This window comes from Glycomyces endophyticus, from assembly GCF_039531525.1.
In the GTDB taxonomy this organism is placed as follows: domain Bacteria; phylum Actinomycetota; class Actinomycetes; order Mycobacteriales; family Micromonosporaceae; genus Glycomyces; species Glycomyces endophyticus.
The window spans coordinates 306,058-324,383 of sequence record NZ_BAAAQF010000005.1; the positions used below are offsets into that span (position 1 = coordinate 306,058).

General features: G+C 71.7%; 15 protein-coding genes, 3 tRNA genes and 1 pseudogene. 10 read left to right on the plus strand and 9 right to left on the minus strand.

The features are described from left to right. Positions 1-32 precede the first annotated feature (32 nt). The 5 genes from ABD419_RS08125 (at position 33) to ABD419_RS08145 (ending at position 1,879) form a co-directional block, all read left to right on the plus strand. Positions 33-680 (plus strand): GNAT family N-acetyltransferase, encoded by a 648-nt coding sequence (locus tag ABD419_RS08125; RefSeq protein ID WP_344484242.1) that lies wholly within the window; start codon positions 33-35, stop codon positions 678-680. A gap of 40 nt (positions 681-720) precedes the next feature. Then, positions 721-1,380, plus strand: a complete 660-nt coding sequence (locus ABD419_RS08130) for a GNAT family N-acetyltransferase (protein WP_344484245.1) — start codon at positions 721-723, stop codon at positions 1,378-1,380. An 89-nt stretch (positions 1,381-1,469) separates the two neighbouring features. Further along, positions 1,470-1,545 (plus strand) — tRNA-Gly (locus ABD419_RS08135). Between the two features lie 66 nt (positions 1,546-1,611). Continuing rightward, positions 1,612-1,712 (plus strand) — tRNA-Gly (locus ABD419_RS08140). Between the two features lie 66 nt (positions 1,713-1,778). Next, positions 1,779-1,879 (plus strand) — tRNA-Gly (locus ABD419_RS08145). Positions 1,880-1,921: 42 nt separating this feature from the next. On the opposite strand, the gene ABD419_RS08150 is transcribed toward ABD419_RS08145, so the two are convergent. The 4 genes from ABD419_RS08150 to ABD419_RS08165 form a co-directional block, all read right to left on the minus strand. Then, positions 1,922-2,560: a TetR/AcrR family transcriptional regulator gene (locus ABD419_RS08150; RefSeq protein ID WP_344484247.1), complete on the minus strand. Its 639-nt coding sequence runs from the start codon at positions 2,558-2,560 to the stop codon at positions 1,922-1,924. A gap of 92 nt (positions 2,561-2,652) precedes the next feature. Beyond that, positions 2,653-4,128, minus strand: a complete 1,476-nt coding sequence (locus tag ABD419_RS08155; protein ID WP_344484249.1) for an MFS transporter — start codon at positions 4,126-4,128, stop codon at positions 2,653-2,655. A gap of 141 nt (positions 4,129-4,269) precedes the next feature. After that, entirely contained in the window at positions 4,270-4,452 is a 183-nt protein-coding gene (locus ABD419_RS08160; RefSeq protein WP_344484252.1) for a hypothetical protein, read from the minus strand. Between the two features lie 105 nt (positions 4,453-4,557). Then, positions 4,558-6,000, minus strand: coding sequence for a serine/threonine-protein kinase (locus tag ABD419_RS08165; RefSeq protein ID WP_344484255.1), 1,443 nt, complete (start codon positions 5,998-6,000; stop codon positions 4,558-4,560). Between the two features lie 186 nt (positions 6,001-6,186). On the opposite strand from ABD419_RS08165, the gene ABD419_RS08170 reads away from it, so the two are divergent. From ABD419_RS08170 to ABD419_RS08180, 3 genes are all read left to right on the plus strand, one after another. Then, on the plus strand, positions 6,187-7,332 hold the full coding sequence (locus tag ABD419_RS08170) for a citrate/2-methylcitrate synthase (protein WP_344484258.1): 1,146 nt from the start codon (positions 6,187-6,189) through the stop codon (positions 7,330-7,332). A 280-nt stretch (positions 7,333-7,612) separates the two neighbouring features. After that, positions 7,613-9,670, plus strand: coding sequence for a phosphate acetyltransferase (pta, locus tag ABD419_RS08175; protein ID WP_344484261.1), 2,058 nt, complete (start codon positions 7,613-7,615; stop codon positions 9,668-9,670). 29 nt (positions 9,671-9,699) lie between these two features. Beyond that, positions 9,700-10,884: an acetate/propionate family kinase gene (locus ABD419_RS08180; protein WP_344484264.1), complete on the plus strand. Its 1,185-nt coding sequence runs from the start codon at positions 9,700-9,702 to the stop codon at positions 10,882-10,884. 71 nt (positions 10,885-10,955) lie between these two features. On the opposite strand, the pseudogene ABD419_RS08185 reads toward ABD419_RS08180, so the two are convergent. Continuing rightward, positions 10,956-11,381, minus strand: a pseudogene (locus ABD419_RS08185) (SsgA family sporulation/cell division regulator); the annotation flags it as partial. A gap of 401 nt (positions 11,382-11,782) precedes the next feature. Here ABD419_RS08185 and ABD419_RS08190 point away from each other — a divergent pair. Beyond that, positions 11,783-12,451 (plus strand): O-methyltransferase, encoded by a 669-nt coding sequence (locus tag ABD419_RS08190; RefSeq protein ID WP_344484266.1) that lies wholly within the window; start codon positions 11,783-11,785, stop codon positions 12,449-12,451. 236 nt (positions 12,452-12,687) lie between these two features. Here ABD419_RS08190 and ABD419_RS08195 read toward each other — a convergent pair whose 3' ends face one another. Genes ABD419_RS08195 through ABD419_RS08205 form a run of 3 tightly spaced genes read right to left on the minus strand, consistent with a single transcriptional unit; the run spans position 12,688 to position 15,130 of the window. Beyond that, complete coding sequence (locus tag ABD419_RS08195) at positions 12,688-13,212, minus strand: DUF3618 domain-containing protein (RefSeq protein WP_344484269.1); 525 nt, start codon at positions 13,210-13,212, stop codon at positions 12,688-12,690. Next, positions 13,188-13,622 carry a phage holin family protein gene (locus ABD419_RS08200; RefSeq protein ID WP_344484272.1) on the minus strand — a complete coding sequence of 145 codons (435 nt, stop codon included), beginning with the start codon at positions 13,620-13,622 and terminating at the stop codon, positions 13,188-13,190. The genes ABD419_RS08195 and ABD419_RS08200 overlap by 25 nt, the downstream gene beginning before the upstream one ends. Next, positions 13,619-15,130, minus strand: coding sequence for a hypothetical protein (locus ABD419_RS08205; protein WP_344484274.1), 1,512 nt, complete (start codon positions 15,128-15,130; stop codon positions 13,619-13,621). Before ABD419_RS08205 ends, ABD419_RS08200 begins: the two co-directional genes overlap by 4 nt. Before the next feature lie 330 nt (positions 15,131-15,460). Here ABD419_RS08205 and ABD419_RS08210 point away from each other — a divergent pair, with 330 nt between their 5' ends. Beyond that, positions 15,461-17,458: a glycosyl hydrolase gene (locus ABD419_RS08210; protein WP_344484277.1), complete on the plus strand. Its 1,998-nt coding sequence runs from the start codon at positions 15,461-15,463 to the stop codon at positions 17,456-17,458. 27 nt (positions 17,459-17,485) lie between these two features. Here ABD419_RS08210 and ABD419_RS08215 read toward each other — a convergent pair whose 3' ends face one another. Beyond that, positions 17,486-18,307 carry an SDR family NAD(P)-dependent oxidoreductase gene (locus ABD419_RS08215; RefSeq protein ID WP_344484279.1) on the minus strand — a complete coding sequence of 274 codons (822 nt, stop codon included), beginning with the start codon at positions 18,305-18,307 and terminating at the stop codon, positions 17,486-17,488. Between the last annotated feature and the right edge of the window lie 19 nt (positions 18,308-18,326).

Below are 18,326 nucleotides of genomic sequence, written 5' to 3' on the forward strand. Positions count from 1 at the left end.
GGGCGTCGGACCGCTCGGGCACAATCGCACGCATGCTCGCCGACTATCTGCCGATCTACCGCATCCGCGTGCGCACCGCACGCCTCGAACTGCGCCTGCCCGACACCGACGACCTCGCCGCGCTCGCCGACCAGGCCGCCGCCGGCGTCCACGGCCCCGACTTCCAGCCCTTCAAGAACGCCTGGACCGAGGCCGAACCGCTCGCACGCGGACGCACCGCGATCCTCTGGAACCTCAACCTCATCGCCGCCGTCACCCCCGACCGCTGGTGCCTGCCCTTCGTCGCCGTCCACGACGGCCGCGTCATCGGCAAGCAGGACCTCGCCGGAAAGCAGTACGCCGTCACCCGCGAGGCCACCACCTCCTCCTGGCTCGGCGCGGCCCACCACGGCAAGGGCCTCGGCACCGAGATGCGCGCCGCCGTCCTCGCCCTCCTCTTCGACGGCCTCGGCGCCGACCACGCCCTCAGCGACTGCCTCGACGGCAACGGCCCCTCCGAAGCCGTCTCCCGCAAACTCGGCTACCGCCCCGACGGCATCGACCACCAGGTCTACAACGGCGAACGCGTCACCAGCCTGCGCTGGCGCCTCACCCGCGCCGACTGGGAGGCCCACCGCACCCATGACGTCGCCGTCGACGGCCTCGACAACGACGCCCGCGCCATGCTCGGCCTCGCGTAACTCGATTGCGGCCCGCCGCACCGCTCAGGACAATCGGTGCATGCTCACCGACTACCTCCCGGTCTACCGCGTCCGGCTCCGCACCGACCGCCTCGAGCTCCGCCTGCCCGACATGGACGACCTGGTCGCCCTCGCCGACCGGGCCGCCGAAGGCGTCCACACGCCCGACTTCATGCCGTTCGTCGAACCCTGGACCGAGGCCGCACCGCTCGAACGCGGCCGCGCCACCCTCCAGTGGCAGATGAAGGCCATCGCCGGGTCGACCCCCGAGGACTGGGCGCTGCCCTTCGTCACCGTCCACGAAGGCAAGGTCATCGGCATGCAGGAGGTCACCGCGAAGCGGTTCGGGGTCACCCGGGAGGCCACCACCGGCTCCTGGCTCGGCCTCGCCCACCACGGGCAGGGCTTCGGGACCGAGATGCGCGCCGCCGTGCTGGCGTTCCTCTTCGAGGGGATCGGCGCCGACTTCGCGCTCAGCGCCTCCTTCGACGGGAACGAGCCCTCGGCCGGGGTCTCGCGGAAGCTCGGGTACCTCGCCGACGGCGTCGACTACAAGGTCCTGCGCGACCAGCGGCGACTCGACCGGCGCTGGCGGCTCGACCGCGAGCGCTGGGAGGCGCACCGCACGCACGAGGTCGCGATCGAAGGGCTCGACGAGGAGGCCCGTGCCATGCTCGGCCTAGGCCCGTCGCAGGCGTGATCTGAACCCCAATCGGGCCCAAGGCCCCATGAAGTCCGGTTGAACGGTGCGCTACAGTATGGTCGTTCGCAAGTCAAGGCTTGCGGAATGCGGACGTAGCGCAGTTGGTAGCGCGACACCTTGCCAAGGTGTAGGTCGCCGGTTCGATCCCGGTCGTCCGCTCCACGAAGAAAAGGCCCGGCGGTGTCGCCGGGCCTTTCGTGTTGCCTCGGGTAACGGGGCGGGCTCGGGGCGGACGTAGCGCAGTTGGCAGTGCCTCTGGCAGCGCTTCGCGCTGGTGCGACACCTTGCCAAGGTGTAGGTCGCCGGTTCGATCCCGGTCGTCCGCTCCACGAAGAAAAGGCCCGGCGGTGTCGCCGGGCCTTTCGTGTTGCCTCGGGTACCAGGGTGTGCTCGGGGCGGACGTAGCGCAGTTGGCAGTGCCTTTGGCAGCGCTTCGCGCTGGTGCGACACCTTGCCAAGGTGTAGGTCGCCGGTTCGATCCCGGTCGTCCGCTCCACGAAGAAAAGGCCCGGCGGTGTCGCCGGGCCTTTCGCGTCGCCTATGCGCCCTTGGGGATCCAGCGGGCGCCCATCTCGTCGTCGCTGACGGTCCGGCCCGGGAGCGGGGCGGCGCCGGGGGCTCGGAGGGCTTGCAGGTGGAGTTCGAGAGTTCGCAGGCGGACCTCGCGGGTGCGCTCGGCGTCGCCGATGGTGATCGAGCAGACGGACTCGGTGACCATCTGGAGGTCGCCGTTGTCGACGTCGTCGCGCAGGACCCCGGCCTGCTTGAACCGGGTGAGCAGCGACTTGTTCAGCGAGTCGCCCTCGATGGCGGCCTTGAACATCTCGGGGCTCGGCGTGAAGGTCCCCGCCAGGCGCACCGTGATCGAGGGCGTGTCGGCGAGGACGACCGCGCGCATGAACGTGCGGAACGCCTCCCACGGCTCCTGCTCGGAATCGACCGCCTCCTGCACGAGCTCCATGTACCGGTTGAGGCCGTCGCCGGCGAGCTTGCGGAGGAGGTCCTCCTTGCTCGGGTAGCGCCGGTACAGGGCGCTGATGCCGACGCCCGCGCGCTTGGCGACCTCGGCGATGGGGGCCTCCGGGTCGTCCACGAACACCTCGTGGGCGGCCTCGAGGATCAGCTTGTCGTTGCGGGCGGCCTGCGCCTTGCGCCCGCTGAGCGGCTTGTCGGTCATGGCACGCATCCTATCTGGAACAGAGCGGTTCATTCTGATACGCCTGCGCCGGCCGTGCCCGAAGGCACGGCCGGCGAGGGGGTGCGGCTGGGTCAGTGCCCGGCCTTGGCCTGCTTCGGGAGGCCGAACGCGACCAGGAAGGCCACCAGGGTGAGGCCGACGGTCAGGCCGGTCACCAGCTGGGCCGCCTGCATCGCCTCGGCCGCGCCGCCGCCGATCGCGAACTGCCCGAAGAACACCGTCCCGAGTCCGGCGACGCCGAGCGCCGCGGCGCCCTGCTGGAAGGACTCCAGGAGCCCGGAGGCGGAGCCGACCTCGTGGTCTTCGAGGTCGCCGGTGATGATCCCGAACAGCGGCACGAAGATCATGCCCATGCCGATCCCGAAGACCCCGAACGCGGGGGAGAGGGCCCAGGTGCCGGGCGCGGTGTCGGCGCCGAACTGGAACCAGATCACGGCCAGGCCGGCGGTCATCGTGGCGAGGCCGACGTGCAGGACGCCGCGGCCGAGCTTCGGGGCGAGCGCCGCGCTGGAGCCGGAGCCGATGAATGCGCCGACCGCCCACGCGGCCATCGCCAGGCTCGCCTGGAGCGGGCCGAAGCCGAGGCCGAGCTGGAGGAACAGGCCGACCGCGAGGGAGAAGCCGGTGATCGCGCCGAAGAAGACCACCACGAACGCGATGCCGGAGGTGTAGGAGCGCTTCTTGAAGACGCTCAGCTCGACCAGGGCGGTGCGGCCGGAGCGGGCGCGGCGGGTCTGCGACCAGGTGAACAGGGCCAGGACCGGGACGGAGGCGATCAGCATCGCGATCGACCAGGCCGGCCAGCCGAGCTCGCGGCCCTCGACCAGCGGCACCAGCAGCAGGCACATCCCGGCCGCGGCGAGGAGCGCGCCGCCGAGGTCGAGCTTGAGGCCCTTGACGGCCGGGGCGCCGGCGGGGAGGATCTTCGCGCCGAGGACGACCGCGGCCGCGCCGAGCGGCAGGTTGATCAGGAAGATCGAGCGCCAGCCGGTGCCGAGCAGGTCGGCGTCGACCAGGACGCCGGCGACGACCGGTCCGGCGATCGTCGCCAGGCCGATGGCCGGACCGAACAGCGCGTACGCCTTGCCCATGTCGCGGCCGAACATGTCGCGGATCAGGCCGAAGCACTGCGGCACCATGACCGCGGCGAAGACGCCCTGCACGACGCGGGCGGCGAGCAGGAGCTCGATCGTCCCGGCGGCGCCGCAGGCGAGCGAGGCCGCCAGGAACCCGGCCAGGCCGATCATGAGGACCTTCTTGCGGCCGAACATGTCCCCGAGCCGGCCGCCGGTCAGCAGGCCGATCGCGAGGGCGAGGGTGTACCCGGCCGAGAGCCACTGGAGCGTCGCGGCGGTCCCGCCGAGCTCGGCGCGGATCGCGGGGGCGGCGACGTTGACGATCGAGGCGTCGAGGAGGTTCAGGAGGGTCGCGGAGAGGATCGCGATGAGGCCCAGCCAGCGGTGCGGGAAGGTCCGCGGCTCGGCCGCCGCGGGGGCGGTCTCGGCGGTCGGCGTTTCGTCGGCGGGGGTCTCGAGGATGACGGTCACGGTAGCCTCCGGCTGATCCGAGTTCAGTGGAACGGAACGTTTGATTCCACTATAGCAGACCGGAATGATCTGTTCCAATAGGCGGGCGGAAAAAATCCCGCAGCACGGCCGCGAGGCCGTCGAGCTGCGGGAGTACGGGTCCTAGGTCTCCTGTCCGGCGTTCAGGTAGCCGAAGATGATGATCATCGCGACCGCGATGATCACCAGCCACAGCGTCGCCTTGCGGAACTTGTGGCGCGCGCCGGGGGAGAACCACATGACCGCCGCGATGATGAGCAGGACCCCGACGACCACGCCGGGGGCGGCGCCCAGATTATCTTCCATCTTCAGACCAATCGCTTCAGAAGGTGACCGTGCAGGGACTGTTGTACCGGTCGCCCGTTCCATCATCCAGACCGGGGCCCGGGCGGTCAACCCGCAGCACTCCGGTCACCACTCGCATGTGGTGCCTTCGGCATTGCGGCTGTGGTACGACAGCGTGACCTGGTCCGCGTAGTCGACCGTGGAGCCCGACGACGGGAACTGCTGCACTACGGTGCAGTGCGCGGGCTCGGGCGAGATCACGTAGTAGCCGACATCTGCGACTACGTTGCCGAACCCCTCGCCCTCTAGGAAGTCGCGGGCCTCGAACGTCGTCATCCCCGTCACCGACGGCAGCTCCGTGGTCCCGGACTTGGGCTCGGTCGCCTCCTCGGTCTCGGCCTCGCCTCCGTCGCCCTCCTGTGAGTCCCCTTCGGAACCGCCGTCGCCACTCCCGTCACCGGCCCCGCCCTCGGCTGCCGACTCGGACTCCTCCGCAGGCGACTCCGGCGCCGACGCCGTGGCCGCCGCGCTCGACTCGACCGCCGCAGACTCGCCCTCCCCGGCCGCGGCCTCCACCGTGGACTGCTCCGCGTCGCCCGCGCCGGGCCCGAACGGCGAGTCGCCCGCCCACGTGCCCCACAGCGCCACCGCGGTCAGCGCCGCCACGGCCGCGACCGCGGTCGCCACGAGCGCCAATCGCCTCCAGGGCCGCCGCACGGGAGCCGCCTCCGGCGCGGGCGGCGGCACGTAGATCTCGCCGGTCGTCGCCAGCCGGCACGCCTCCGCTAGCGCCTCGCCGGACTCCCAGCGTTCGTCCGGGGACTTCCGCAGTGACCGCGACACCACGGACGCCACCTGCGGCGGGACCGTGTCGGGTAGCGCGGGCGGCTCCTCGTACAGGTGGCTGTGGATGACGGCCATGGGGTCCTGCGCGGGGAACGGCGGCGTCCCGGTCAGGCACTCGTACGCGACCGCGCCGAGGGAGTACAGGTCGGACTTCCCGGTGACGTCCTGGTTGCGCAGGCGCTCGGGCGAGACGTACGGGACGGTGCCCAGCACCTCCTTGCTGTCGGTCAGCCGCGAGCGGCCCACCAGCAGCGAGATCCCGAAGTCCACCACCCGGACCCGGTCGTCGGCGTCGATGAGGAGGTTCGCGGGCTTCACGTCCCGGTGGACGATCCGCCTCCGGTGCGCCGCGCCGAGCGCGTCGGCGGCCTCGGCGATGATCCGCATCGTGCGGTCGGGGTCGAGCCGCTCCTCGCGCGCGAGCAGCCGCGCCAGCGAGACGCCCTCGACCAGCTCCATGACCAGGTAGTGGACCGTCCGGTCGCCGTCGAGCTCCTCGCCGAAGTCGTACACCTCGACGTAGTTCGGGCCCTTCAGGCTCGCGAGGGTCTTCGCCTCGCGCTCGAAGCGCTCGCCGGCGCCGTCGAGGCCGGGCAGGAGGATCTTCACGGCGACGTCGCGGTCGAGCCGCTCGTCCCGCGCGCGCCAGACCGCGCCCATGGCGCCGGAGTCGATGGGCCGGTCCAGCCGGTAGCGGCCGGAGAGGAGGGTACCGGAGTCCACGTGCAACCTCGTTCGGAGCGTCCTGCGGAGTCCTCCGGCTCGGGGTCGGAGCCGAGGACCGCTCTAGAAACCTGTTCTGCACCAGTTTGACTGGCGCGCGCCCGGCGCGGATCCCCGGGTCGGCGTTCGGGCCCGTCCGTCACGAAATCCCGTAGGCTGACAGCGAACCGAGCGGAGGAGGACCCAATGCCCGAATTCATCGAAGTCCCCAAGGGCCTCGACCGCGTGATCGTCGCGGACACCGAGATAGGCGACGTCCGCGGCGAGGAGGGCTTCTACCACTACCGCCAGTACAACGCCGTCGAACTCGCGAAGCACTGCTCCTTCGAGCAGGTCTGGTACCTCATGACCCACGCCGAGCTGCCCACCCGCGCGCAGCTCGACGCGTTCAAGGCCCAGGTGGCCCCCCACCGCGCCCTCACCCCGCAGCTGCGCGAGCTGCTCCCGCACCTGGCCGCGGCCTCCCCGCTCGACGGCCTGCGCACCGCGCTCTCGGCCGCGTGCGCCGCCCGGCCCATGCGGCCCGTCCTCGACATCGACGAGGCCGCCCGCGCCGACGACGCGCTGTTCGCCTGCGCCGTCACCCCCGCGATCCTCACCGCCATGTGGCGCCTCCAGCAGGGCCAGGACCCGCTCGACCCGCGCGAGGACCTCGGCTACGCCGCGAACTACCTGTACATGATGACCGGCGAGGTGCCCTCCGACGAGGCCGCGAGGGCGGTCGAGCACTACCTGATCCTCACCATCGACCACGGGTTCAACGCCTCCACGTTCACCGCGCGCGTCATCGCCTCCACCGGCGCCGACCTCGGCGCGGCCCTCGTCGGGGCCGTCGGCGCCCTCTCGGGCCCGCTCCACGGCGGCGCGCCCGCGCGGGCGCTCGACGCGCTCGACGCGATCGGCGGGCCGGACAACATCGACGCGTGGATCCGCGGCGAGCTGGAGGCCGGGCGGCGCATCATGGGCTTCGGGCACGCCGTCTACAAGACCGACGACCCGCGCTCGCTGCACCTGCGGGACGTCGCCGACGAGTTCGGCGGCGACATCGTGGACTTCGCCAAGACCGTGGAGCGCCGCGTGGTCGAGATCCTCGCCGAGGTCAAGCCCGGCAGGAAGCTCTACACCAACGTCGAGTTCTACGCGGGCGTGGTGATGGAGCTCGCGGGCGTGCCGCGCCCTATGTTCACGCCCACGTTCACGACCAGCCGCGTCGTCGGCTGGAGCGCCAACATCCTGGAGCAGGCCCGCGACTCCAAGATCATCCGGCCGCGCGCCAAGTACGTCGGCACGCCGCCGCCGGCGCCGGTCCCCGAGGGCGGCTTCGCCGAGTGAGACCCGTCGGGGGCCCGCCGTAGGCGGGCCGCTCCGGCTGCTCGGTCGCGATCCTCGATCGCGATTCCTCACGCTTTCATGTGACACGGCCGCGGAGCGGGCCGGTTCTTGTCGGACCCCGGTGCGAGGCTGGGACCTTATTCTTCCCCGGGAGGGTGGGGGTTCGGGATGGACGTCCCACCCTCCCACCCCCGCTCGCGCACGGTCACGCCGAAGCTCACAGGTGAGCCGGGGCGCAGATCGCCTGCGAGGCGCGCACGGGGTGGTTAGCGTTGGAGCCGTGGCTCAAAGTCTCTACCTCGCCAGCCTGGACCCCGGCAGCGGCAAGTCGACCGTCGCGGTCGGCGTCATGGACCTGCTCACCCGGCGCGCCGGCTCCGTCGCCGTCTTCCGCCCCATCGTCCGCGACGACCACACGGTCTCGGGCGACCCCATCATCACCCTCCTCCGCGACCAGTACCGCCTCCCCGCGTCCTACGCGTCCTCGGTGGGCGTGACCTATTCGGACGTCCGCGCCGACGCGGACGCCGCGCTCACCCAGATCGTCGAGCGCTATCACGAACTCGCCGACGGGCACGAGGTCGTGCTCGTCGTCGGCTCCGACTTCTCCGACGTCTCGTCCCCGGTCGAGTTCGCCTACAACACCCGCGTCGCGGTCAACCTCGCCTCGCCGATGCTCCTCATCGTCACCGGCCACCGCAAGAGCCCGGCCGACATCGCCGCCGCGCTCCGCTTCGGCACCGTGCAGGCCGAGGCCGACCACGCCACGGTGCTGGGCACCATCGTCAACCGCGTCGACGCGGCCGACGCCGGCCTCGTCAAGGACGCCCACCCGGGCGCCGGCGTGGTCGTCGAGGACCCCGAGCTCGTTGCCCCCACCGTCGGCGAGCTCATCGAGGCCGCCGACGGGACGCTGATCTCCGGCGACCCCGACGTCTTCACCCGCACCGTCGGCGACGTCGTCGTCGCGGCCATGACCCTCCCCAACCTGCTCACGCGCCTCGCCGACGACAAGGCCGTGATCCTCCCCGGCGACCGCTCCGAGGTCCTCCTCGGCCTCATCGCCGCGCACCTCGCCGAAGGCACCCCGAGCCTCTCGGCGGTGTTCCTCACCGGCGGCATCCGCCCCGAGCCGCAGATCCTCGACATCGTCGCGGGCCTCGACTCCCGGCTGCCGATCGCGCTCGTCCAGCACGACACGTTCGACATGGCGAACCTCGTCGGCGACGTCACCGGCTCCCTCGCCGCGGGCGGCCAGCGCAAGATCACCCGCGCGCTGGAGGACTTCGCGACGGGCGTCGACGGGGACGACCTGCTCGACCGCCTCGCGCTCTCCAAACCCGAGGTCGTCACGCCGATCATGTTCGAGCACTCCATGCTCGGACGCGCCAAGGCTCTCGACAAGCACATCGTCCTCCCCGAGGGTGCCGAGCCGCGCATCCTCAAGGCCGCCGAGATCCTCATCCGCCGCGACGTGGCGCGCCTGACGCTCCTCGGCTCCGAGGCCGAGATCCGCTCCCAGGCCGCGCAGCTGGGCGTCGACATCTCCGGGGCCGCGATCCTCAACCCCGGCGACCACGAGATCCGCGAGCGCTTCGCGAAGGAGTACGCGCGGCTTCGCGCGCACAAGGGTGTCACCGTCGAGGCCGCGTACGACCAGGTCGCCGACGTGTCGTACTTCGGGACGATGATGGTCCACACGGGCATGGCCGACGGCATGGTCTCGGGCGCGGTCCACACGACCGCGCACACGATCCGGCCCTCGTTCGAGATCATCAAGACCAAGCCCGAGGTCGCCGTGGTCTCCTCGGTGTTCTTCATGTGCCTGGAGGACCGGGTCCTCGTGTACGGCGACTGCGCCGTCAACCCGAACCCCGATGCCGAGCAGCTCGCCGACATCGCGCTATCCTCGGCAGGCACCGCCGCCGAGTTCGGCGTGGAACCGCGGGTGGCGATGCTCTCCTATTCGACCGGCACCTCCGGCCACGGCGAGGCCGTGGACAAGGTCCGGGCGGCGACCGAGATCGTCCGATCCCGCAGACCCGACCTTCCGGTGGAGGGACCGATCCAGTACGACGCCGCCGCCGACGCCGGCGTCGCGGGCACCAAGCTCCCGGACTCCCAGGTCGCCGGGAAGGCCACGGTCTTCATCGTGCCCGACCTGAACACCGGCAACAACCTGTACAAGGCGGTGCAGCGCTCGGCGAACGCGGTCGCGGTCGGCCCGGTGCTGCAGGGCCTGCGCAAGCCGGTCAACGACCTGTCGCGGGGTGCCACGGTGCCGGACATCGTCAACACGGTCGCGCTCACCGCGATCCAAGCGAGCCAGACCGCCTGAGCGGGCGGGCGCTCTAGAGGGGAAGTGCCATGAGCGCACCGGTCCTGGTGATCAACTCCGGTTCCTCGTCGATCAAGTACCAGCTGGTCGACGGCGAGACAATGGAGGCGTCGACCTCAGGGCTCATCGAGCGCATCGGACAGTCCGATTCGGTCCTCACCCACCGGCACGCGGGCGGGAAGACCGTGCGGGAGGACCGCTTCGCGGACTACGGCGAGGGCCTGGAGGCCATGGTCGCCGCGTTCGAGGAGCACGGGACGCCGCTGGCGGACGCCGGGCTCATCGCGGTCGCGCACCGCGTCGTCCACGGCGGCGAGCGGTTCGTGCAGCCGGTCGTCGTCGACGACGAGGTGGAGCGCGCCATCGACGAGCTGTCGGCGCTCGCGCCCCTGCACAACCCGGCGAACCTGGAGGGCATCCGGACCGCGCGCAAGCTGTTCCCGCGACTGCCGCAGGTGGCCGTGTTCGACACCGCGTTCCACGCGACGGTGCCCGAGCGGGCCCACCTGTACGCGGTGCCCGCCGAGTGGCGCGAGGAGCACGGGGTGCGCCGGTACGGCTTCCACGGCACCTCGCACGCGTACGTCTCCCGCAAGGCCGCCGAGATGCTCGGCAAGAGCCCCAAGGCGGTCAACGTGATCGTGGCCCACCTCGGCAACGGGGCGTCGGTGACCGCCGTGGAGCGGGGCCGCTCGATCGACACGTCGATGGGCCTGACGCCGCTCGAAGGCCTCGTCATGGGGACCCGTTCGGGCGACATCGATCCCGCGATCGTCTTCCACATGCACCGCCAGACGGGTGCGTCGTTCGCGGATCTCGATGCGGCCCTGAACAAGCGGTCGGGGATGCTCGCGCTCAGCGGGCACGTCGACAACCGGGAGATCGAGAAGGCCGCGGCGGCGGGGGACCGGGCGGCGCAGGTCGCCCTGGAGATCTACTGCTACCGCATCCGCAAGTACATCGGCTCGTACATCGCCGCGCTGGGCGGGGCGGACGCGATCGCGTTCACCGCCGGGATCGGCGAGAACAGCGCCGAGGTGCGGGCGCAGGCGCTGTCGTCGCTGGTGGCGCTGGGGGTGGACCTCGACGAGGCCGCGAACGCGGCCGGCGGGCCGGTCATCTCGACCCCGCAGTCGCCGATCACGGTGATGGTCATCCCCACCAACGAGGAGGGCGAGATCGCCTCGCAGACGGCCGCGCTCCTGCGCAGCTGACGGGCGGACACGCGAAGGGCGGACCGGATGCGCTCCGGTCCGCCCTTCGTCGTCGCGGCGGGTAAGACACCGCCGGCCAGGAGCTTCGTGAGGGTCGTGTCCATGTCCACATAGCCCGATTCGCGGCCGCGGGGGACCAGGCTGTAGGCCCGGCGGAGGAAGCGCTGCACGACGCCGCGGTTGATCTCGAAGAGGGCGTTGCCGTCGGGCGAGGAGAGCGCGAGGGCGACCGATTCCCCTCGCGGAGTCGTCCAGGGCCAGACGCGGACGTCGCCGATGCCGGTGGGCTCCTCGAGGCCCTTCGCGAGCAGTTCGCGGGAGAAGGACCAGGCCACCTGGTCGGCGTCCGTCCCATCCGGATGGAACATCACGCAGACCGCGTAAGGGTCGTCCGGGTCGTATCGCAGACTCGCGCGCACACTCACCGTCGCGAAATCGGGCGCGACGAGCCGCATGGTGGTCCCGATATCGACTGTCGCCGATCGTGCCATGCTCATAGCGTTACCCCCCAGTGTGCGGCCGGCTCCCCCGAAGCCGGCCGTCATTCCAGTCCGCCGCCGCACCGGATCACCGGTTTCGCGGCCGCGAACAAGTAGTGATTCAGGTCTATCATTCAAGCCGTTGCACCGTACGACGATCGGCAAGACCGAGCCCGGCGCGTTCCGTCGATTCAGGGGCAAAATCTGACAAAAGACCACCGTTAATCATCCGTCAATGTCGTAATTACAACAACAGGCTTCACCCATTCGCGGTACCATTCCCGGCGCTCCGCGCGGGTCGACCCGAAAGGGTGATCGCACCGTTGGTCGGATAAGTCCGAATTTAACGGGACGAGACTCGTGGGGCGGCGGTGATAGCGTTTCATCGACGTTCTCGGACCCGTCGGAAGGGGCGAACAATGGGCCAGGGGCAATGGACCGAAGTCGACGCGTTCCTCGGATCGCTGCTCGTCGGCGAGGACGAGGTCCTCGCCGAAGCCACCGCCGCGGCCCGGAAGGCCGGGCTGCCGCCGATCTCCGTCTCGCCCGCGCAGGGCAAGCTCCTCTACCTCCTCGCGAAGACCCTGGGCGCCAAGCGCATCCTCGAGGTGGGCACGCTCGGGGGTTACAGCGCGATCTGGATGGCGCGGGCGCTGCCCGCCGACGGCCACCTCGTCAGCCTCGAGTACAGCGCCCGGCACGCCGAGGTCGCCAGCGGCAACGTCGCCCGGGCCGGGCTCGTGGGGACCGTGGAGATCCGGGTCGGCGCGGCCGCCGACACGCTCCCGAAGCTCGCCGCCGAGGGCGCCGGGCCGTTCGACATGGTCTTCATCGACGCCGACAAGGGCGGCTACCCCGGCTACCTCGAATGGGCGCTCAAGCTGACCCGGCCGGGCAGCCTCATCATCGCCGACAACGTGGTCCGCGGCGGCGCCGTCGCCGACGGCCTCAGCCGCGACCCGAACGTGCAGGGCGTGCGCTCGTACCTGGAGCAGGTCGCCGCCAACCCGAAGCTCGAGGGCACGGTCATGCAGACCGTCGGCGTCAAGGGCTACGACGGCCTCTCGATCGCCCGCGTCCTGGAGTAGGACCGGGCGGACCGGCGGGCGGCGTGCGACTCCGCCCGGCGGAGCCAGCACGGCCGCGGCCCCCTCAGACGACCGCATCGGACCGGCGACCGCCCGTCACCAGGCCGTCTCGACCACCACGCACCACTGCACCGGCCTTCGATCGGACCCAGAGTGAGTCCCGATCGGAGGCCGGTGCAGTGTCCGCGGCCGGGCGCGGTCGGGATCGCGCCGGGCCGCAGGCCTGTGTGCGGCCGTCAGCCTTCGCGCGTGCGCCGCACGTCGTCCGCGGCGCGCTGCGACTCGTCCTTCACCGTCTCGCCCGAGGACTGCGCCTCGGCCTTGACGTGCTCGACGGACTCCTTGACGTGCTCGCCGAGGTGCTGCGAGGACTCCTTGGCGGTCGCGCCGACGTGCGAGCCGATCTCGGCTCCCGCCTCCTTCACGCGCGCCACCGCGGGCCCGGCGTGCTCGGAGAGCGCCTGGGCGGCCTCCCGCGAGGACCGGTCCGACGGCAGGAGCGAGGCCGCGAGCGCGCCGATGCCGAACGCGATGAGTCCGGCGGCCAGCGGGCTGCCCTCGATCCGGTCGCCGACGCGCTCGGGGCCGACGGTGCCCATCACCTTCTCGCGCACGGTGTGCACGCGGCGCTGGACGTTCTCCTTCTTGCGCTGGACGATCCTCGCCGGGTTCACCCGGTCGTTGATCTCGTCGATCGTCTCGCCGAGGTCCTCCCTCGTGCTCTCGATCTCCTGCCTCAGCTCATCCGCTCGCGAGCCCATTCGACATCCTCCTTCAACGTCTCACCGGTCTGCCGCGGGATCGGCGAGACCTTCCGGAACTCCTTGCGGCCGACGGCGAACAGGCCGCCGGCGACGACCGCGGCGAGGACCGCCACGATCAGGAACGCCCATCCGGCGGGCATGACCTCGGCGAGGCCCCACGCGGCGGCGAACGCGGCCAGCAGGAGTGCCAGGTTGCCCAGCAGCGCCGCGGCGCCCAGCTTCGCCCCCGCCTTCGACGCCTTGACCGCCTCTTCGCGGACCTCCAGCTTGGCGAGCTCGACCTCCTTGCGGATCAGCTCGCTGACGTCGCGCGCGACCTCGCTCAGCAGCCCGCCGAGCGACTGCTCCTCGGGGCGGTCCGGGTCGGGTCCGTCCGGGTCGACGCCCGGACGCGGTTCATCGGTCATCGCCACGTCTCCTCCTCGGTTCGGACGGCGGGTTCGCCGGTGGGGAACGGCTCCGCGGACGGGCTGTCGACGTCGTCGGCGCCGTCGCGGTGCTCGTCGTGCGCGTCCTTGCCGCCGCGCAGCAGCCGCCCGGCGGCGAAGCCGGCGACGACCGCGGCGGTCAGGAACAGCGCGGGCCGCTGGCGCGCGAAGTTCCTCGTGTCGTCGAGGACCCCGTCCAGGCCCCCGTCTCGCACGCGCTCGGCGGCGCGGCGCAGCTCGTCGGCGGCGGCCCCGGCGTAGCCGGCCAGCGGTCCCGCGTCCTCGGTGCGGCCCTCGGCGAGCGCGCCGAGCTGGTCGCCGAAGCGGCGCATCGAGTCGGTCACCCGCTCGGTCTGCGCCTCGGCCTGCTCGCGCAGCTGCGCCCGGGCGTCGTCGGCGATGTGCCGGAACTCGGCCCTGGCCTCCTCGGCCAGGTGCGCGCCCTCTTCGCGCGCCGTGCGGGCGACATGCTTGACCTCGTCGGCGGCGGTGTGCGCCACGTCCGAACCGCGCTCGCGCGCGACGGCCGCGGTCTCCTCGACCCCGGCGTGCCCGCCGGTGGCGGAGGCGTCGGTGACGGGTTCGCGCTCGACCTCGGCCGGTTCACGCTCTGCCGCCACGGGTTCGACGGCGACGGGCTCGTACTCGACGGCGTCGCGGTCGGCGATCAGACGGGGCTCGACCGTGTCGCGCTCGACGGCGGCGTCCCGCTCGACGGGTGCGTCGTAGCCGGGTTCGGGGTCGATGGCGGGCGCGTAGTCGATGCGCTCGCGCTCCCGCGCGGCGGCGGTGTCGCGGTCGTCTATCAGGTCGGGGTCGACCCGGTCGGCGGTCTGCTCGTACGTGACCGGTTCGCGCTCGACGGTGTCGCGGTCTTCGATCGGGTCAGGGTGGACCTGGTCGCGGTCGGCGGTCTGCTCGTACGCGACAGGCTCGCGCTCGACGGTGTTGCGGTCGTCGATCGAGTCGGGGTGGACCCGGTCGCGGTCGGCGGTCGGCTCATACGTGACGGGCTCGCGCCCGATCGCCGGTTCGGCGGGGGCGCCGTAGCCGGGCTCGCGTCCGGCGGCGGGGTCGGCCGCGGTGTCGTACCGGTCGGGTTCGGCGGCGGGGGCGGGTCCCCGGTCGTCGGCCGCTTCGCCGCCGGCCGCCGATTCGTAGACGACGGACTCACCGGCCGCAGGCTCGCGGCCCGGCGCGGTGCCGGGACGGGCGGGGTCGCGGTCGGCGGTGGCGTCGTAGTCGCCCGGGTCGCGCTCGGCCGGTGCGCGACCCGCCTCGTACTCGCCGCCGACGGGCCGGTGCCCGACGGCGGGTTCGCGTTCCGCCGGCACGTACACGTCGGGTTCGTCGGCGGCCCCCGGGTCCGCGGTCCACCGGTCCCGGTCAGGGTCGGTCGAACCGCGCGCCGCCGGATTCGCAGGGGGCGTCACGGTCTCGGACTCCGGCACGGGCCGAGCGGCGCCGTGCCGTTCTGCATCGCTCATGTCTTCCTCCTCTGCCCGTCCTGGAGACGGGGCGTCGACGGGCGTATGCGCCGTCATCAGAGGCCTACCCGAGCGGCCGAGGTCCATTCACGATCCCGCGTGGACAGTCCTGAATCGCCCCGCACCCTGCGGCTCCGTCCCGATGAAAGCACCTCGCCCCGAACCGATTCAGCACCGGTAACGCCGCCAGTGGCCCGCACACCGTCGATTGACATCGAGATATTCCAATGTCTATGATGAAGATCGCTTAACCGATTCAGTTCCCGTCTGCCCCTCGAAACCCGTCCAGCCCCTCCTGCGAGGGGCCCAGCGTGTCAAAGGAGACGCAAGTTGCCTCACTCCTCCCCCCGTGCGCCGAGGCGCGCGGTCATCGCCATGGGCGCCGCCGCGGCCGCCGTGGCCGGCCTCCCGGCGCTCCCGGCGTCCGCCGCGGGCCGACCGGCACCCGTGGACCTCGTCGACGACAAGGCCACCCGCGAGACCCGAGCCCTGTTCCACTACCTGCGCGAGACGCAGGGGCAAGGGATCATGTTCGGCCACGAGCACTCCCTCTCCGACGGCTTCACCTTCACCCAGATGGACGGCCACGCCTCCGACGTGGAGGCCGTCACCGGCGACTACCCGGCCGTGTTCGGCTGGGACACCCTCATCCTCAACGGCTTCCAGAAGCCCGGCGTCTACGGCGGCACCGTCGAGGAGAACGTCGCCGCGCTCTCCTACGCACTCAAGGAGAGCGACGCCCGCGGCGGGATCAACATCCTCTCGGCGCACATGTACAACTTCGTGACCGGCGGCGACTTCTGGGACACCACCGGGCGCGTCGTCAGCCAGATCCTCCCCGGCGGCGCCAAGCACGCCGACTTCAACGAGTTCCTCGACCGCATCGCCGCCGGCGTCAAAGGCGCCAAGCGCGCCGACGGGACGCTCGTCCCGGTGATCTTCCGGCCCTTCCACGAGAACACCGGCGGGTGGTTCTGGTGGGGCGCCGGGCACACCACCACGGCCGAGTTCATCGAGATCTTCCGCTACACCGTCGAGTACCTGCGCGACACCAGACGCGTGCGCAACCTCCTGTACTCGTACTCCCCGAACTCCGCGTTCGGCGGCGACCCCACGAACTACATGAAGACCTACCCGGGCGACGAGTTCGTCGACATGCTCGGATACGACGCCTACGACAACTCCGCCGGCTCCGCCGAATGGCTCGCCGCCACCGTCACCGACCTCGCGATGGTCGTCGGCCTCGCCGAGGAGCGCGGCAAGATCCCCGCGTTCACCGAGTTCGGCGAGTCCGGCGAGGAGGGACGCGACCTCACCTGGTTCACCGACCTCCTCGCCGCCCTCAAGGCCGACCCCGCCGCGAGCCGCGTCTCCCACATGCTCACCTGGGCGAACTTCGGCGGCACCAACCGCGCCTACGTGCCCTTCCCCGGGCACGCCATGGAGCCGGACTTCGTCGCCTACCACGAGGACCCGTACTCGCTGTTCGCGTCCGACCTCGACGGCGTGTACGACGCCCGCACCGCCGCGGTCCCCAACGCGCCGTTCCTCCACCTCGCCACCCCCACCGACCGCCAGCGCATCAACGCCGCGCAGACCACCGTCCGCGTCCGCCTCACCGGCGGCACCTCCCGCAAGGTCACCTACTCGATCGCCGGAGGCGCGCCCGTCACGCTGCGCCTCGACGCGGCCGGCTACCACTCCGGCACCTGGACCATCGACCCGTCCTGGCTCGACAACCGCAAGGTCACCGTCACCGTCAGCGCCAAGGTCGACGGCAGGACCCACACCGACACCGCGGACGTGCTCCTCGGCGAGGTCGTGCCGCTCCCCGCCGGGTGGGTCGACGACTTCGAGTCGTACGCGGGCGACGACCCCTCGCTCAGCGAGGCGTACAGCCACATCAACGGCAACACGACCGCGCACTCCGCCGACCGCAAGCGCGGCGGGAACTACGGGCTCGCCTACTCCTACGACTTCACCAGCGCCGGGTACACCGGCATCGGGAAGTCGGTGGGCGCCGACTGGACCGCGTTCAGCGCGTTCAAGACCTGGATGCAGGGCGACGGCTCCACCAACGGCGCCACGTTCCAGATCGTCGCCAAGGGCGCCTACTTCGAGTACAACGTCGGCCTCGGCGACACCGCCGCGAAGGACGTGACCGCCCCGTTCGCGGACTTCCGGCCCGCGCCGTGGGACACCGGCCACGCCGACGAGCTCCTCGACGCCGAGCACCTCGCGGAGGTCTCCGCGTTCTACCTGTACCTCGGGTACGGCGGGGCGCAGGCCACCGGCACGGTGTACTTCGACGACATCCGCGCCGAATAGGGGAGGGGCCCCGCTCCGGCGGGGCCCTCACCGCTCCTGGTAGTCCGCGAACCGCTTGAGGACCGCGCCGATGAGGCGCGTCATGAGCTTGCGCGGGCGCCGCGGCAGCAGGTGCGCCTCCGGCCAGTTCCGCGCGTCGGGGACGACGTAGCCGCGGTCCCGGTCCAGGGCCCGCAGCGACTGGCGCACCACCTTCTCCGGGTCGGCCAGGAGCCAGCCGAGGCGGCCCTCGTCGTACTTGATGCCGTTCGCGATCGGGAAGCCCGTGTCCACCGGCCCCGGGCACACCGCCAGGACCTTCACGCCGGTGCCGCGCGTCTCGGCCCACAGCCCGAGGCTGTAGTTCACGACGAACGCCTTCGTGGCCGCGTACAGCGCCATGTACGGCTGCGCCTGGAAGCCCGCCATCGACGCGACGTTGACGACCGCGCCGCTCCCGCGCGCGCACATCGCGGGCAGGAACCGCTTGATCAGGCCCGCCACCGCGACCATGTTCACCATCGCGGTGTCGCGCGAGTACTCGGCGCCGATGGACGTGTCGCGCCCGAACGTGCCGATCCCGGCGTTGTTCACCAGGACCTCGACCGCGATCCCGGCCGCGTCGACGGCCTCGCCGACCCGCTCGGCCGCGTCCGGTTCGGCCAGGTCCCGCACGATCACCAGCGCCTCGACGCCGCACCGCTCCCGCAGCTCCGCGGCGAGCGCCTCCAGCTTCACGCCCGAGCGCGCCACCACCGCGACGTTCATGCCGCGCCCGGCCAGCTGCCGCGCGAAGGCCGCGCCGATCCCCGACGACGCACCCGTGACGAGCGCCCACGACCCCATCGCGATCCCCAATCCCTCGGCCACAGCGTAACCGCGGTAGCGC

Bases quoted from the DNA above. Each gene is read 5' to 3' on its own strand.
- ABD419_RS08125 (WP_344484242.1), top strand. From the start codon at position 33: ATGCTCGCCGACTATCTGCCGATCTACCGCATCCGCGTGCGCACCGCA.
- ABD419_RS08130 (WP_344484245.1), top strand. From the start codon at position 721: ATGCTCACCGACTACCTCCCGGTCTACCGCGTCCGGCTCCGCACCGAC.
- ABD419_RS08150 (WP_344484247.1), bottom strand. From the start codon at position 2,560: ATGACCGACAAGCCGCTCAGCGGGCGCAAGGCGCAGGCCGCCCGCAAC.
- ABD419_RS08160 (WP_344484252.1), bottom strand. From the start codon at position 4,452: ATGGAAGATAATCTGGGCGCCGCCCCCGGCGTGGTCGTCGGGGTCCTG.
- ABD419_RS08170 (WP_344484258.1), top strand. From the start codon at position 6,187: ATGCCCGAATTCATCGAAGTCCCCAAGGGCCTCGACCGCGTGATCGTC.
- ABD419_RS08180 (WP_344484264.1), top strand. From the start codon at position 9,700: ATGAGCGCACCGGTCCTGGTGATCAACTCCGGTTCCTCGTCGATCAAG.
- ABD419_RS08190 (WP_344484266.1), top strand. From the start codon at position 11,783: ATGGGCCAGGGGCAATGGACCGAAGTCGACGCGTTCCTCGGATCGCTG.
- ABD419_RS08195 (WP_344484269.1), bottom strand. From the start codon at position 13,212: ATGGGCTCGCGAGCGGATGAGCTGAGGCAGGAGATCGAGAGCACGAGG.
- ABD419_RS08200 (WP_344484272.1), bottom strand. From the start codon at position 13,622: ATGACCGATGAACCGCGTCCGGGCGTCGACCCGGACGGACCCGACCCG.
- ABD419_RS08205 (WP_344484274.1), bottom strand. From the start codon at position 15,130: ATGAGCGATGCAGAACGGCACGGCGCCGCTCGGCCCGTGCCGGAGTCC.